This is a genomic window from Bacillus sp. lyk4-R2A-2 (assembly GCF_030209735.1).
Classification (GTDB): Bacteria; Bacillota; Bacilli; order Bacillales; family Bacillaceae; genus Bacillus; species Bacillus pumilus.
Genome location: NZ_JARVRK010000004.1, coordinates 84082 through 99712, shown reverse-complemented (window position 1 = coordinate 99712; position 15631 = coordinate 84082). Strand labels below are relative to the sequence as shown.

Below are 15631 nucleotides of genomic sequence, written 5' to 3'. Positions count from 1 at the left end.
TCTCCTTTTCTCATAATTGCTTTAGCTGTTCTGTCAGCAGCCTTTGTGCTTCTTCTTTTATATCCACTTCATCCTCTTTTGTGAGAGTTTTGCCTGACTTTCTATAGGTTGGGTGACGCTTGATCGGTGATAGAAGCTCTTCATATGCCTCAAACTGTGAAATTTCAGCAGTGAGTTCCTTTAAAAAAGAATCTTCTGGATGGGCGACATCCTCATTTGTTCGGCAATCAATCGAGATCACCCAAACGAATACATCTTCATCTTCTTCCTGTTCATGAAGAACGGTCATGAGCTCCTCAAGCAACTCAAGCTGCGTATGCTCAAAGTAAGGAGGAGCCTCACCCGTCAATTCAATTTTCACAAAATGAGGGACGCCATCCTTTTTCAGTTCACTGATTTTGTTATCCACAAGTATCACAAGATCCGTCATATGAACCGTCTCTGTGATGTCTATTGCAAGTGTCTCAAACATCACATCTGCACAGCTCATAAATTCCGCTGTCGCAGAATCCTTGGAGAGTTGAACAACGTAACAGCCTTTCTCTCCTGTTTCTTTTATATGTCTGCCCTGCATGTTACCAGGGTAAATAATCAACGGGTCTTCATGCAGAAGGGCTCTCTTATGTATATGTCCAAGCGCCCAATAATCGAAATCTCGGGAAACGAGCTGCTCAAGCTGAAAAGGTGCATACGCGTCATGACCTTCTTGTCCAGCTAATGTACCGTGAAGCATCGCAATGTGAAAGGCAGCATCTGTCGTTTTGACGTAATGTGAGGTCATATTTTCATAGACAGCACGCTCCTTGTAGCTAAATCCATAAATACTTGCTACAAGCTGATCTCCTCTATAGTAGGATTGCTCACTTGGGGTACTGGTTGAAAAAACGTGCACATTCTCAGGCCACTCAATCGGTGTCCATTCACCGCCTAAATGATCATGATTACCATAAATAATAAAGACTTCAATCCCTTGAGTTTGCAGTCTTAGAAACTGATTTCTTAAAAACAGCTGTGCTTTCAGGCTACGGTTGGATTCGTCAAATAAATCTCCACTCAGCAGCACAAAGTCTACTGCTCGAGCAATGGCGAGATCAAACATATTCTTCGCACTTTGAAATGTACTTTCTTTGAGCCGCTTAAAGGGTAAGCTAGGGATATTCGACATTCCTGCAAATGGACTGTCTAAATGTAAATCTGCGGCATGAATAAAGGTGAGCTTAGTCAAACGTCTATCTCCTTGTCCGATACTGTCATTGTCCATATTTTATCATGCCATTTTTGCGAATGCACGTTCTATCACTCTCATTCTAAAAAACACATTTTTAAGGGCTAAAAAAGAGGTTTTATCTTATTCCTTGTTTAATTACATAGACAAGTAGAGGAAAGGAAGATGAGGAATGGAGAAGACATACTTTTTAACTGTATTTGACCCATCGGGTGAGACTTTATTAAATGAAAAAATCACAACGGATAGTGATGAAAAGGCAAAGGAATTAGGTCGCCATCGCTTAATCGAACAGCAATACACGAAGCATTCTCATCGGCTCGTTGATGATGCAGGCAAGCTACTTTTATTTGAACGTTAAAAAAGCCGGCATTCGCCGGCATCACATCCGTTTATACATTCTGGAACACAGGTCGTCTTTTTTCTAAAAAGGCCTGAATGCCTTCCTTATGATCATGGCTTTGCCTCAGCCTTGCCTGTGCTGCCCTCTCCTTTTGAAGAACGGCTAATAGCTGTGATTCTGACTGCTGGAAATAGATTAGCTTTGTCTCGATAAATGCTTGAAGCGGCATGTTCATAAACGGCTTCACACATACCTTTTGATACGCATCGACTTCCTCTTGAAACACGCCGTCTGCAAGGCCCAGCTTTAGCGCTTCTTCAGCAGGAAGCTTTTGTCCGCTCCAAATCAATTGTTTCGCGGTTTGTTCACTGACTCTTTTTGTAAGGAAAAAGTGTCCTCCGCCATCTGGTATTAAGCCTACTCCATTAAAATTCATGGCGAGCTTTGCATCATGATGCATAAACAAGTAGTCACAGCTTAAAGCAAAGCTAAAAGCAAGGCCTGCCGCTGACCCGTGGACAAGAGCAATCGTCACTTTTTTCATACCGGCAAGAGAAAGCGTAATCCCCTCGATCAGATCCATCACACGATGGAAATCTTCTTCACTTTCCTGCTTAAGCATCATGCCAATATCTCCGCCTGCTGAAAATCCTTTTCCCACACCCTTGATCACAACGACTTTTGCACTACTTTCCTCCGCCGCATCACATGCCTCTTTGAATTCAGCAAACATGTCCACATGAAATGAATTGTAAGCATCTGGTCTGTTGAAAACGATTTCAAAAATATCCCCGTCTAGCTGACAATTGATATATGTCATCATGCATCCCCCTTTTCTTTTAAACACACAACTTACTTCCATTTCAACCCGAATAATCCCTTTTCCTCTGCGTAAAAAATTTCAAGATCAGTTGATACCAAAATAAGCATAATTGTTGAAACAAAAAATATATTTTTATATAGTAAATGAGGAAAGAAGTTGGTGATGAAAGGGGGAGGATGGCTGATAAGGCTTTCCCTATTCATATTGGTTAGTTTCATCGTCATGTTTTCTCCTTTTTCAAATGTCGTTTTTGCTACACAAGCAGAAACGAGCACACCTAGTCTTATTTCTCCATCCATCTCCGATGAAGAAATACACGCTGTGAAAACACCTCTATTTTCAAAAAATATGCCTCTTCTATTCTATTAAAGGACAGATTATCACTGGCTGATTCAAAGGTTTTCCCTCTAAAGCCTGCTCCATCAGCTGCGTTATCGATTGATCTACGTTTTTTGAAAATAAAGTGTGCGATCCCCATTATGTGTCAATCAAATGATCCATACTGATTCATTTTATTTCATCCGTATTACGATATGAAAATCACAACCTATCATATTTGGAGGGATAAAATGAATATGAAAGAAAATGATCTTCCTGGGAGTATTGCGGGCGGACTTGCCGCTACCTTAAAGCCATTTGCTGCATTGTACGTCTTAATCCTTGCGATATTAGGTCCACTAGTGACGAAGGAATCTAAGCGAATTTATCAAATTCTGAACAAAGTGTTCAAATGGCAAACAGAAAAGTCAAAAGTGAAAAAAGAAACGAATCTAATGAAAAAGGGCCTTATGCTTGAGGTCCTTTTTATCTCTTATTCAAATTGCTGAAAGGCTGTTTCTTGCTTAACTGGCGCTTCTTTGACCCCGCGAATGGTTTGAATCACTTTCTGGTTGCGGTAGATGGATAGTTTTAAATTGGTCGCCGCTGTTCCATGAGAGTGATCTAGGTGCGTGAATGTAAAGAAATGATGCGGACGCTTGTCTTTGAACACAAGCCTGAAGTCTTCTGTCACTTTAAAATGCTCTTCACTTTCCCATTCAATTAAAGGTTCATACGCACTAAACCATGCCGGGATATTCGGTGTATACCCTGTAGCCAATACGGCACGATCTACTGTTATATTCTTTTTTTTCTTTAACTGCCACTGCTTTAGGTGTAGCTTCAGGGACTGATTCTCCTCCACCTGTATGGCTTCAAGCTCGGTCATTGGCTGAATAATCACAGATGGCTCTTCGCCTGAAACAGACCGATGATACAATTCCTGATAAATGCGTGAGAGTGTCGATGCATCTATCCCATTTCTTAATCCAGTCAGCCTAGGTAATGTGTTCATTCGTTCTTCATAAGGAAGCGAATGGAAATATTCAACGTACTTTGGTGTAAACAGCTCCTGACCAAGCTCAGCCGTCTCCAGCTCTCTAAATTCACTAGATCGCGTAAACCAAGATAGCTGCTGCCCTTTCTTCTGATGCTGAAGCAGGTCTAAGAAGATTTCGGCTGCACTCTGCCCAGAGCCAATGACCGTCACCGCCTCAGCTTCATGAAGTTCTTTCTGTTGTTCTAAATACCGGCTGCTATGGGTCACATATGGCAGTGCAGCAGCAGGCACATCGACAGGAATCATCGGTTTGCTCCCTGTTCCGAGCACGACATGCTTTGCCTGATACTCAGAAAGCGATCCATCCTTCAATCGCCGGATTTTCACAAGATAACCACCTTGGCAGTCCGTCACTTCCTCTACCTTCATGCCAAATTGACAGCTATCTAATTCACCTGCGACCCATGACAAATACTCATTGAATTCTCTTCGCGGAATGTCAAACTGTTCAAATGTATAGAACCGGTGAAGTCTATTTGATTCATGTAAATAATTTAAAAATGTATATCTGCTCCTTGGATTCGCCATCGTCACAAGATCAGCTAAAAAGGAGACTTGTAAATCCGTTCCTTTGATCAGCATACCAGGATGCCAGGCAAATTCAGTCTCCTGTTCAAAAAAACAGCATGAAACATCTTCATACTCCGCTAACAAAGCCGCCAAACCTAAATTGGCAGGCCCAATCCCAATTCCGATCACATCAATCATATGTACACCTGCTTTAACTTTTTATCACTTATATACCCTTTTACAAATGAAAAAAACACTGCGTCACCGCAGTGTTTAAACATGAGGAACAAATAATGACTCAAGAAACTGAATTTTCTCTTCAGTATAGTGTTCATAACGGTCATTATATGATTTTGGATCTTTTGGATTGGCATATTGCGTAATTTTTCCTGAACGTGGATCAATAAACTTACTAGCAGCACCGCATCCAATCCCAATGATTGTCTGCACTTCTTCCATAATAATGATATTATACAAACTTTCCTGTCCATCTAATGAATACCCGACATTTTCAAGGTTTCCTAAGATGTTTTTTTGTCTATATAAATAATAAGGATGATAGTCATGTGCTTTCGTCCAAGCGACCGCTTCATCCATCATACGTGTGATCTCTTCTCGGTCAGCTACTTGATATTTGTCCTTATTGCGCGTCATCTCAGACGCTCTTTTAAAGGAGAGTGTATGCACAGTTAACGATTCAGGCTTAAGTTCTTCAGTCTGTTGCAAGGAATGCTGGAATTCCTTTAGCCCTTCTCCCGGCAAACCAATAATTAAGTCCATATTAATATTATTCATGCCATACTGTCTTGATAAGTGATACTTTTCAATCGTTTCTTCTACACTATGGTGCCGGCCAATGGCTTTCAGTGTTTCATTCTCATACGATTGTGGATTGATACTAATCCGGTCAATATGATATCGGTTTAGCACCTCTAGCTTATCAGGCGAAATCGTATCAGGACGTCCTGCTTCGACAGTCACTTCCCGTATATGTTTCACATCAGGGAACGAGCGATACATTTCTTCATACAGCAAATCCATTTCTTCTGCAGTGATACTCGTCGGCGTACCTCCGCCAAAATAAACAGTCGTCACTTTGATCCCATGTTCTTTTAGCCAAGTACCAATTTTTTGCATCTCATAATGCAGACCAAACAAAAACGTTCCCACTCTTCCAGCTTGTCCTTTAATCGCATAAGCAGGAAACGTGCAATAAGCGCATTTTGTTGGGCAGAAAGGAATACCAATATAAATACTTACTTCCTGCTGAAGGTCATACAGGTCAGGAATCGCTTGAAGCTGACGGTCAACAATCTCCTGCATCAAATTGATTTTTTCATCATGAATCAAATAATCACGCTTTAACGCGGCATGCGCATCTTCCTTTGTCATACCTTCTCTCAGCATCTTATGAAGTAATTTTGTAGGACGTATCCCTGTGAGAATACCCCACTTTTGCGTCATTCCTGTGTGCTCCTGAAGCAGATGTAAATAAACAGACAGCACTGTGTTTTTGATTTGCTTCCAGCGCTCCTTGTCATTCAAGCCCTCTGGGACGTCTCGCGAAAAACGACTAGTGATGTCTAATCCAGCGATGTGACCAGATGCCTCCACCGTTCCATTTTCTTCTTTCCAGCTAAACTCCATGACTAGTCCATCATGCAATTCATCTGGATCAAACAGCACTTCACTATCTTCTTCAAATAAATTGGCTATATTGACAAGCGGGCGATGAAATCGTTCATCTGACAGCCCTTTAATTAAAATTCGCATCATATCACCTTTATCTTCAAACTTGTTTCATTTTACAAAATCTATGTAGGAAAAGCAATGACTGGAACAGTTGAAGACCCTGCCATTTCTTGATTGACAGGGTCTTCGTCTATATTATCGTTTAATATCGAATTGATGTAAGAATCCTTCTCTTTGCTGCATTCTAAAGTATTCTTTGATCATATAAGCGACTCCCTGTTCATCGTGCGAACGTGTCACCCAATCGGCTTTACGCTTAACAGAATGAGGTGCATTTCCCATCGCAACGCCTAAACCAGCCAATTCAAGCATTGCGATGTCATCTGTTCCCTGCCCAATGACCACCGTATCTTCTAAAGTCAAATCTAATGCTGAGGTCAAAAGAGAAAGCCCCGCTTCTTTCGATACGCCTTTGCATACAATATTCATTTTCTCATCACTGATCCGAATAAGATCGACAGATGGAAAAGCTTGTTGAATGGTTCGGTGAATTTCAGGCTGCAGCTCTGCCGTTGAATATACTTCAATCACTGGCGTACTGACCGGTTCATCCATCAGCATATCACTTAGCGATTCAACAAATTGCACGGGATAGAAAATTGGATCAGATGGATGAATCAACGTCTTTCCCATCAGCTGTGACTGCGTTTTTTTCCGGTTGCCAATCGAGAATTTTTCATGCAGCAAGCGAACATTACAATCAAAGCTTTCAAGAATTTGTACAAGATTAAATGTTTTTTCTTCCGTTAGTTTCTTCACATGAAGCGGCTCATCGAGTTTATTCGCGATAAATGCACCACTATGCGTTACAAGGGTTGACGTTGGAATCTTCAACGCCTTGGCAATTTTTTGTGCGGAACGAAAATGCCGGTTGGTGACAAGCGTCACGTAAACCCCTTTTTTCTTCACGTATTCCACAGCTTCTTTTGTAGCGGAATGGATTTTTCCATTGGAACGAAGTAACGTTCCATCTATATTGAGTGCAAGTAATTTTTTTGACACTGAGGCATCCCCCTTCTTGATGACTGTACTTACGATGAGGATATGCCCTAGCTTGGTGCTTTAGAACATGCAGTTGAAAGAGCCCTATGTGTTATGAATCTTTTGCAAATAAAAAAAGCCTACCCCTAGGCTTTTTTTTATGTATGGTTTGGATGCGTCACAATGAGGTGATGAAGCTCCCCATGATCCCCTTATCTTTCACACACCAAAGCATTGCTTATATCAGATCCCCTTATGCTTTGTGTTTCTCCCAGAAGCGCTTCTCTCTCGTTTGGCTAATCGCCATAAATCCCAAGTGAAACGCACCCAATTGTCCCATGAGAGCGCTCATTTGAAAGCACTTTCAATATAAGTATTATCGCAAAATTTATGAGCTTCGACAACCTTTTTTTGAAAAGTTGGACAGGGAACATGTGAAATAAAAAAAGGGCGAATATCATCGCCCTTTTCATTAATTTTCTTCTGGATTCCCATAAAGCTCTTCAAGAGGCTTCATGATCACTTTATTTAATTCTCCGATGAGAACACTCACACGTTGTTCTGCTTCCATCAACTGCGAGATTTTATCGTGCTGTTGAACAAGTGCCACTGTTTTCTGAGCTTGCTCCACTTCTTCTTGTGTGATCTCTTGACCAGTCATTTGTTTTTGTTGAAGGTTTACTTGAATGTCACGGAAGTTATCGAACATTCTTTTAGAGGATTCATCCGCGTTTACCTCATCATAAAGATTTTTTAAAGTTGAATATTCTTCGCTATGACGCAGTGCTTTTTCAAGGTCATATGCAACATCATAAACATTTACAGACATGTTATGTCTCCTTTCTATCCGTTATCACCGATATGATCGGCGGACACCACTCCACTATAACAAACTATGGCTTTCGTTTCACATATATACAATGAATTCATCAAAATTTCTCTAGTCTGTCTTAAAATAGCGTGACAAAGATTGCTTGGATTGCGCCGATCAATCCGCCTAAAAGACCGCCTAAGAATGTAATCATCTTGAGCTCCTTATTGGAAATACTGACGACAAGCTCTTCCATTTTTTCTAGCGGGAAAAGTTCAATTTGTTCACGAATGATGTCTTCAAATTGCAGCTTTGCAAGCAGATCCTCTAAAACATTTGATGCCGCACTGATCCCCTTTTGAATCAGTACTGGTGCAACGTGTGTTTTAAGATCATCCGCTACAGCACTGACATATGCACCAACTGGTTTGTCTAATATCAGCTTTGTTGAGAAATGAGAAAGCAATTGGTTTTTCACGCTAAACATAAGTTCCTTCACATTCCATCTTTCATCAAGCTCATGTAGAGAGAACTGCTTCACCTTGTCCCATTCTTGAACAAGCAAATCTGATAAAAACCTTTTTGTCTCTGCGTTTCTTAAAAATTTGATGATTTCAGGATGTACCCGATCAATTAAGCTTGAATTTCCTAGAAACATTTGGACCATACTGCCGAGCATTCCTCTTTCTTTTAAGAAATCATCAATCATATTACCGAGTCTTGATTTTCCTTCCTCACTTTCAAAATAATGAATCCCTCTCTTTAAAATATAATCTGCTGCATCTGGAATTTTTGAAGATATTTTGTTTTCCACATCTAGCGGAAGCAATTCAGATAAAGTTTGCTCATTATAATTTTCAAGTAGTGAATTGAGCTTATGATCAGACCACTCATGGATCCATTCATCTGCTTTGACGTCAGCCTGTGATACGCCGAAGCTTTCAAGCAAAGATAGCACTGTTATCTCCATTTCAGCGCCTTTGTCAATATATCGATGGACTGTATGTAAGATTTCTTGCTTTGCCTCCGATGATTCAAATCGCTTTTGAATACCTTCTGGCGTGAGCAAATGCTCCATCACCATGACACCAACCTGCTTGGCTACTTCGTCTCTTCTTTTCGGAATGAGCCCTGGTGTAAAAGGAAGCTGTTTCCCGAATAAGTAATACGGCTTATAAGGGCGAAAAAGCATTTTAATCGCAAGATGGTTTGTTGCTGCTCCAATGACTGCGCCTATCACAATCATAAAGATAAACGTTGTGAATATATTCAAAGTCGTCATCAACCTTTCAAATAACACCCGATGTTTATTGTTTTAACCTATACGTATTATAGTTGTTGTCAAGTTCCCAAGCAAATGAAGCATGCTGCTAGACATATGATCAATCGATCTGTCGTAATGATAAAGGAGCGCAATCTTTATGTAAAATCATGAAAAAGTGTTTTTCTGCTGGTAAAAAAAGAAGTTGAAAAGAAGGTGTTTTTTAATGACATCAACATTAGGTATTGTGACCCTTTCACCGAAGTATGAAGAGGCATTCACACGTGGGCTAGCCAAAGCTGCCCCTGCTTATGGTTTAAAGGTTGTCCGTTTTACACCACTTGATTTAAAGCCGGCTTCAAATTTGATACAAGGTCAAACATATACGAATGGTCATGGATTCGTCGCAGCAGAATTTGAGATTCCTGACTTGATTTACGATCGATGCCTTTACAAGCATGACGCACAATCTAAAAAAGCAAAACCAATCATGGATTGGCTGAAAAAGTATCCGAAAACAGATTTTTTGAATACAGGTATTTCAAATAAAATGATGCTATTCGAGCAGCTCCGCCTTCTCCCTGCTTTACAGCCATATTTACCTGTCTGCTCATTATTAAAAAAGACATCAGACCTTCTCAGCATGTTAAGGAAAGACGGTTATTGTAAAATGCAGCCGCTCTCTCAACACCATGCAGCATCTACTTACTTCATTTTCTTAAAAGACAACACTTTCACTGTTCAGCTAAGTCCCGAGCAAGTCATCACATTTTCGCGTCCATCAGATATAGAGCGCTGGTGTAAAAAATATGTAGGCCGATATTTCCTTCAATTTTTTCAGACGAGTGATGAAAAAGACTTTTTATTCAATGAAATAAGGATTTTCCTGATGAAAGATTCACAAAATCAGTGGAATCGCATAGGAATTCACACAAAATCACCTACAGAAAATAGTCATTTAAGCATTACACAAAAATCAGCAGCCATGATAGGCTTTGATCACTATCTAAACACCTTGCAGCCGCACATCAAAGAACTTCTTTTAGATGATATTGCATCCATTCAAGCATCTCTGCCAGCATATATAGATAAAACCCTTTCCCCTTGCTTTGAATTCGCTGTAGACTTACTCCATACAAGTGAAGGCAGGCTTTTCATATCAAATATAAGATCAAAACCAGGGCGATCCGCTTTTTTAAAAGCTTATCCTGACAAGGAAAATCATTTGATTCGTACCATTCTTGCACATGCCCAATCGATGAAGTCACAACCGAAGGAGGTATCTTATGAACAAAAATCGCTGCATCATCGCTCCTCATCCCACAAGTGAAAAAACAATTCATCTTCCCGTCCGTTTTAAACAACAGGAGGCGATCTATTCTCTTGCTTTAGGTTCCCGTTTAATAGATGACTTCACCGTTTCCTATCATCAACATCCGAAGAAAATTTTGTTATCAGAAGATCTATATAGAGATTTACTAATTCCTTATCAATCAAAAGCTGATGTGATCGCCATTGATCATACCCTGTTTTTAGGGCCACTGCTTGGTATTTTCACCGCAGGTTTTGAGCAAAGCACGCAGCCACTCGGAACGAGATCAGACTTTTTTATCAAACTGCTGCGCTCTTTCAAACAACATGCCGGTTTTGCCTATCTTTTTGGTACTCATTCTATTGATTGGGATAAAGGAATGGTAGAAGGATTGTTGTACCAACAGCAAACATGGGTTAAAAAACAGATGCCCCTGCCTTCAGTCATTTACGACCGTCTTCCAAGTAGAAAGGCTGCTCAGTCAGCATTCATTCAAGAAACAAAACGCAAACTCACTCAAGACTATGATATTCCTTGGTTCAACCCTCATTTTTTTAACAAATGGGATATTCATGAACAACTGTTAACAGATGAAAAAACATGTCCTTTTCTTCCACATTCCATACAATTGGACCCGGTGGACGCTCTAAATAAAATAGAAACACTCCTCCATCTACATCAGGTCATTTACTTAAAACCGTCAAACGGCAGTCACGGCGACGATATTTATCAATTAAACAAGAAGGCTCATGGAATCATTGTATGCTCAAATCAAGGAAGAGCTGTTCCATATGACTCATTAGAGGATTTCGTGACCAATCTCCGGAAAGATCACGCAGTTCAAGACTTTATGGCTCAACAAGGCATTGCGCTTCTTCAAATAGACAATCAACCAATGGATTTCAGAGTCCATACCAATAAAAATAAGTACGGTCATTGGACAGTCACAGCAGCAGCAGCAAAAATTTCTGGCAATCACACCGTCACGACTCACCATTCACATGGTGGCTCGGTGAGAACACTTTATGATGTTTTTCCAGAAAAGAAGAAGCGTTTCAAAATCTTAGAGCAGCTTTCTTATACGGCCATCACGCTTAGTCAGGTAATTGATGAAAAAATGTCCGGTCATATTGGTGAAATCGGTTTTGATTTAGGTATTGATCAGACAGGAGCTATCTGGATGTTTGAAGCCAATTCTCGTCCTGGCCGCGAGGTTTTCCAGCACGTCTCATTGCGAAACTCAGAAAGGCTGATCGGCAAAAGAATCATGGATTACGCATCTTACCTTTCACAAACGACCTCAACAACTACAGACCATACAAACGTCTACTGAATGTTTTTCGTTTTAAAGTGAGGGTGCTATGAAATCTATGCTTTTCCTATGCTCTTTTCATCAGATGAGATACAATAAAATCAAGTTCAAGGTTGTTTCCGTATTGTCGTGTTTATTTATTGTTTCATCAATAAAAGCAAGGAGGCAATAATGATATGATTTCTCATTTTCAATGGAAACCTCTCTTTAAAAAAGCACAATTGCCAGGCTGGAAAATATCCTTTTTTCACAATGGTGCGCACTACGAAGGCATCTACCACAAAACAGGTGATATTGAATGGGGCTCTCAGCTTCCGCCCCATGAAGTCGAACCAACATTAAAAGAAGAAATCCACGAATTAATGCTATTCCATGTCTATGATTAAACTGTTTAAGGAGCTTCGCCATGTTAGAAAAATTAAAGCTTGTTTACGGAGAGCATATCATCAGCTCCCCTACAGATGATCATCAAATTCTTTGGTACCAAACAGACGAAGGCGAATTATTTGGAGTAGACAAATCAAAGCTTACAGCTAGAGAAACACTTCTTCTCAATACTTTCCTTACACCAATTGATCTTTCTCACACAAAGCAGACTGAGGATGAACAAAAATGGTACAGCTATCTTTTTGATAACAAACCACTAACTGTTCAGCACCCCGTCCGTGTATATTATTTTAAAATGTCACATCAAGCAGAACAAAGGCAGCAAATAAAAGAGGCTGTGGTCCACAGCCTCGAAAAAACCTATTTCATTTGGACAGGCGCTCATACAGCGATGCTGATTCAAACAAACGCTACATCAGAAAATAGTCAATTAGAGCTGCTATATGATTTGTCTCTAGCCATTACAAGTGACTTTTTAACAGACTCAGTCTTTTTACAAGGACAGCTCCATTTGCCAAATGAACATTTACAGAAGAAATTGTTAAAAGAACAGCAGCTTGTCTTGGGCCATATGCAGCGAGCTAAGCCTAGGTCAGGGATTTGCACAATTTATCAATGCCTACCCTCACTCTTACGTTATGATGAATCCGCCCTCTCTCATGCTATTTCAGATGCTTTTAAAGAGGCGGTCCTTGATCGGGACGTTTACCGTACCCTCATGACTTATATGCAATGTAACTTAAATGCATCTAAGGCAGCAAAAGCTTTATATGTTCACAGAAACAGCCTTCAATATCGAATTGATAAATTTATTGAGCGAACAGGAATTGATATACGACATTTTCCAGAAGCATCTGCCGTCTATTTTATGATGAATCTTCTCGACCTTTCATAACATTCAGTGACATGAGCACCCTGCCCAAAAATGAAAATGAGATGTTGTGCACGTTGTCCATTTACAGACGCTTCCCCATTTTATACACTTTATTTACAAGTAAAGCGCTTTCAATAAGTAAATGGGGAGGTTATCATCTATGGCTGAAATGATGCTCAATCAAATTTATAAAGTGTATGATAACAAGGTAACAGCAGTAGACAACTTTAATCTACATATAGAAGATAAAGAATTTGTTGTGTTTGTTGGTCCATCTGGGTGCGGAAAATCAACAACCCTTCGCATGATTGCAGGACTTGAAGAGATTTCACAAGGGGATTTTCTTTTAGACGGAAAACGGATGAATGATGTAGCACCAAAAGACCGGGATATCGCAATGGTTTTCCAAAACTATGCATTATACCCTCACATGAATGTATACGATAATATGGCTTTTGGATTAAAGCTACGGAAGTTCCCGAAAGCAGAAATTGATGAGCGGGTTCGAAATGCCGCTAAAATATTAGGCCTTGAGCAATATTTAGACAGGAAACCAAAAGCACTGTCTGGAGGTCAAAGACAGCGTGTTGCACTTGGGAGAGCAATTGTGCGTGATGCAAAGGTCTTTCTTTTGGATGAGCCGCTTTCTAATTTAGATGCAAAACTCCGCGTTCAAATGCGTGCTGAAATATCTAAGCTTCATCAGCGTCTGCAAACGACATTTATCTATGTCACACATGACCAGACTGAAGCTATGACAATGGCTACTCGTCTTGTTGTAATGAAAGATGGCTTTATTCAGCAGGTTGGAGCGCCGAAGGATGTATATGAAAATCCAGAGAATGTATTTGTAGGTGGATTCATTGGCTCTCCTGCAATGAATTTTTTTACAGGAAAGCTCTCTGACGGTGCCATTGCAGTTGGAAAAACGCATATACGTGTACCAGAAGGAAAGATGAAGGTATTACGCAGCCAAGGTTATATCGGAAAAGATATCATCCTCGGGATCAGACCAGAAGATTTTCATGATGAACCCGTGTTTATTGAAGCATCTGAGGGCACCAAGATCGATGCCAACGTAGAAGTTGCTGAATTAATGGGAGCAGAAACGATGCTTTACTCTTCTCTCAATGGTCAGTCTTTTATTGCACGTGTTGATTCTCGTACCGATGTTCAGGCTGGACAATCTATACCTCTTGCCATCGATATGAACAAAGCCCACTTCTTTGATTCGGATACGGAGCTCCGCATTCGTTCCGCTGAATAAAGAGATATATGCAGTGCCATCACTCATGATTGAGTGATGGCTTTTTTGCATGTTGAACAACATTTACCATGTACTTTTCTCGTATGTTTTTTTCGAAAATCACCATAATACTTAGTACAAAGAAGTTACTGCATTGGGTTTCGCCAAGTGGCAAATGACTTGATCATTTCGCTGGTGCGATTCCAGCAAACCCAACCATAAAAAATCATATACAAAAAGGAGATTCACATCATGGCTAATTCTAATAGTTCAAATCAATTACTAGTTCCTGGAGCAGAGCAAGCAATCGATCAAATGAAATACGAAATCGCTTCTGAATTTGGCGTTAACCTTGGAGCAGAAACTACAGCTCGTGCTAACGGTTCAGTTGGTGGAGAAATCACAAAACGTCTTGTGTCTTACGCTCAACAACACATGGGTGGAACAAAAGCTTAATTTCATATCTGGATCATAGAAGGCACCTCTTAAGGTGTCTTCTTTTTTTGTTATTCCCCCTCACCAATCTCCTTTCCAGCTCATATCATGGAGTAGAAAGGAGCGGATCTTCATGGACATTATTTCCGGTATGAACTTTGAACTTCTACAATTCGTAGGTATCTCTCTATTATGTGAATATGCTCATAGTATTCGGTCCTTTCATCTTTATAAAAAAAGCATCACATAAAAGTTGTACCATTTTGGGTTCTTTTCACTTATAGTATGTAGTGGAGGGATCGAACAGATGAAAATAGCTCTTTTCGGTGCTCATGGACGTGTAGGACAAGCATTTCTTCGTTTCGTTCAAGTAGATGATCGTTACATCGTTCGTTCATTGATTCGGACAAACCGAGAAGAAATGCTTGCGGGTATGTTTCAAGTCACCGGCAATTCAAGAAATCGAGAAGATGTGCTTGAGACGATCAAAGGAGCAGATATTGTTGTGAGCTGTCTATCGACAGATGGTGATGATACATTATCTGTTTCAATGGAACATATCGTACAAGCCATGAAGCAATCAAATACATCAAGAATTATTACAATAGGTACAGCAGGTATTTTAAAGGCAAGGCAGCAGCCGGAACTTTACCGTTTTGAAACAAATGAATCAAGGCGGACCACTTCCCGAGCAGCTAAGGAACATGCCAAAGCGTTTGAACTCCTTCAATCGACTGATTTAGATTGGACCATTATTTGTCCAACCTATTTACCAGACGGAGAAGTGACACGGTCATATCGCTATGAGAAAGATTTTCTCCCTATAGATGGAAAGAAAATTTCAGTTGAAGATACCGCACACTTTTTATATCAGCAGTTAAATTCGAAGGAATTTGTACATCAACGCGTCGGCATTGCTTACTAATGTCGCATAACGAGTAAAGATCGAGGTCTAAAACGATTTCTCGACTTTTTTATGCA

15 protein-coding genes and 1 pseudogene are annotated in these 15631 nt (G+C 40.2%); 9 read left to right on the top strand and 7 right to left on the bottom strand.

From position 1 onward, the window contains the following. Positions 1–10: 10 nt before the first annotated feature. Positions 11–1225: a metallophosphoesterase family protein gene (locus tag QRN39_RS03235; protein ID WP_284906196.1), complete on the bottom strand. Its 1215-nt coding sequence runs from the start codon at positions 1223–1225 to the stop codon at positions 11–13. A gap of 172 nt (positions 1226–1397) precedes the next feature. Between QRN39_RS03235 and QRN39_RS03230 the strand changes: the two genes are divergently transcribed. Next, positions 1398–1586 (top strand): YhzD family protein, encoded by a 189-nt coding sequence (locus QRN39_RS03230; protein ID WP_003210963.1) that lies wholly within the window; start codon positions 1398–1400, stop codon positions 1584–1586. A gap of 31 nt (positions 1587–1617) precedes the next feature. On the opposite strand, the gene QRN39_RS03225 is transcribed toward QRN39_RS03230, so the two are convergent. After that, the gene (locus QRN39_RS03225) at positions 1618–2391 is read right to left on the bottom strand and encodes an enoyl-CoA hydratase (RefSeq protein ID WP_137054839.1); all 774 of its coding nucleotides are present in this window, start codon (positions 2389–2391) and stop codon (positions 1618–1620) included. A gap of 602 nt (positions 2392–2993) precedes the next feature. Between QRN39_RS03225 and QRN39_RS03220 the strand changes: the two are divergent. Next, a pseudogene (locus tag QRN39_RS03220) lies at positions 2994–3218 on the top strand (hypothetical protein); the annotation flags it as partial. Here the strand turns inward: QRN39_RS03220 and QRN39_RS03215 are convergent. The 5 genes from QRN39_RS03215 to QRN39_RS03195 form a co-directional block, all read right to left on the bottom strand. Continuing rightward, positions 3203–4477: a lysine N(6)-hydroxylase/L-ornithine N(5)-oxygenase family protein gene (locus tag QRN39_RS03215; RefSeq protein ID WP_106029913.1), complete on the bottom strand. Its 1275-nt coding sequence runs from the start codon at positions 4475–4477 to the stop codon at positions 3203–3205. The pseudogene QRN39_RS03220 and the gene QRN39_RS03215 overlap by 16 nt on opposite strands. Positions 4478–4552: 75 nt before the next feature. Next, complete coding sequence (locus QRN39_RS03210) at positions 4553–6052, bottom strand: coproporphyrinogen III oxidase (RefSeq protein WP_226804870.1); 1500 nt, start codon at positions 6050–6052, stop codon at positions 4553–4555. A 114-nt stretch (positions 6053–6166) separates the two neighbouring features. Next, a complete protein-coding gene (locus tag QRN39_RS03205; protein WP_050945401.1) occupies positions 6167–7033 on the bottom strand; it encodes a Cof-type HAD-IIB family hydrolase in 867 nt (288 codons plus the stop codon). A gap of 451 nt (positions 7034–7484) precedes the next feature. After that, complete coding sequence (locus QRN39_RS03200; RefSeq protein ID WP_003211109.1) at positions 7485–7841, bottom strand: YlbF/YmcA family competence regulator; 357 nt, start codon at positions 7839–7841, stop codon at positions 7485–7487. 121 nt (positions 7842–7962) lie between these two features. Beyond that, positions 7963–9096 carry a DUF445 domain-containing protein gene (locus QRN39_RS03195; protein ID WP_050945402.1) on the bottom strand — a complete coding sequence of 378 codons (1134 nt, stop codon included), beginning with the start codon at positions 9094–9096 and terminating at the stop codon, positions 7963–7965. A 214-nt stretch (positions 9097–9310) separates the two neighbouring features. Here QRN39_RS03195 and QRN39_RS03190 point away from each other — a divergent pair, with 214 nt between their 5' ends. The 7 genes from QRN39_RS03190 to QRN39_RS03160 all read left to right on the top strand — a co-directional run bounded on the left by QRN39_RS03190 (position 9311) and on the right by QRN39_RS03160 (position 15575). Beyond that, entirely contained in the window at positions 9311–10414 is a 1104-nt protein-coding gene (locus QRN39_RS03190; RefSeq protein WP_050945403.1) for a YheC/YheD family protein, read from the top strand. Beyond that, positions 10371–11729 carry a YheC/YheD family endospore coat-associated protein gene (locus tag QRN39_RS03185; RefSeq protein WP_106035900.1) on the top strand — a complete coding sequence of 453 codons (1359 nt, stop codon included), beginning with the start codon at positions 10371–10373 and terminating at the stop codon, positions 11727–11729. Before QRN39_RS03190 ends, QRN39_RS03185 begins: the two co-directional genes overlap by 44 nt. A gap of 155 nt (positions 11730–11884) precedes the next feature. After that, positions 11885–12094, top strand: a complete 210-nt coding sequence (locus tag QRN39_RS03180) for a YheE family protein (protein ID WP_003211787.1) — start codon at positions 11885–11887, stop codon at positions 12092–12094. Between the two features lie 20 nt (positions 12095–12114). Further along, positions 12115–12990, top strand: coding sequence for a helix-turn-helix domain-containing protein (locus QRN39_RS03175; protein ID WP_284906195.1), 876 nt, complete (start codon positions 12115–12117; stop codon positions 12988–12990). Positions 12991–13129: 139 nt separating this feature from the next. Then, positions 13130–14236, top strand: coding sequence for an ABC transporter ATP-binding protein (locus tag QRN39_RS03170; RefSeq protein ID WP_137054843.1), 1107 nt, complete (start codon positions 13130–13132; stop codon positions 14234–14236). A 231-nt stretch (positions 14237–14467) separates the two neighbouring features. After that, positions 14468–14671: an alpha/beta-type small acid-soluble spore protein gene (locus QRN39_RS03165; RefSeq protein WP_003210761.1), complete on the top strand. Its 204-nt coding sequence runs from the start codon at positions 14468–14470 to the stop codon at positions 14669–14671. A 286-nt stretch (positions 14672–14957) separates the two neighbouring features. After that, entirely contained in the window at positions 14958–15575 is a 618-nt protein-coding gene (locus tag QRN39_RS03160; protein WP_003212493.1) for an NAD(P)-dependent oxidoreductase, read from the top strand. The last annotated feature ends 56 nt before the right edge of the window (positions 15576–15631 follow it).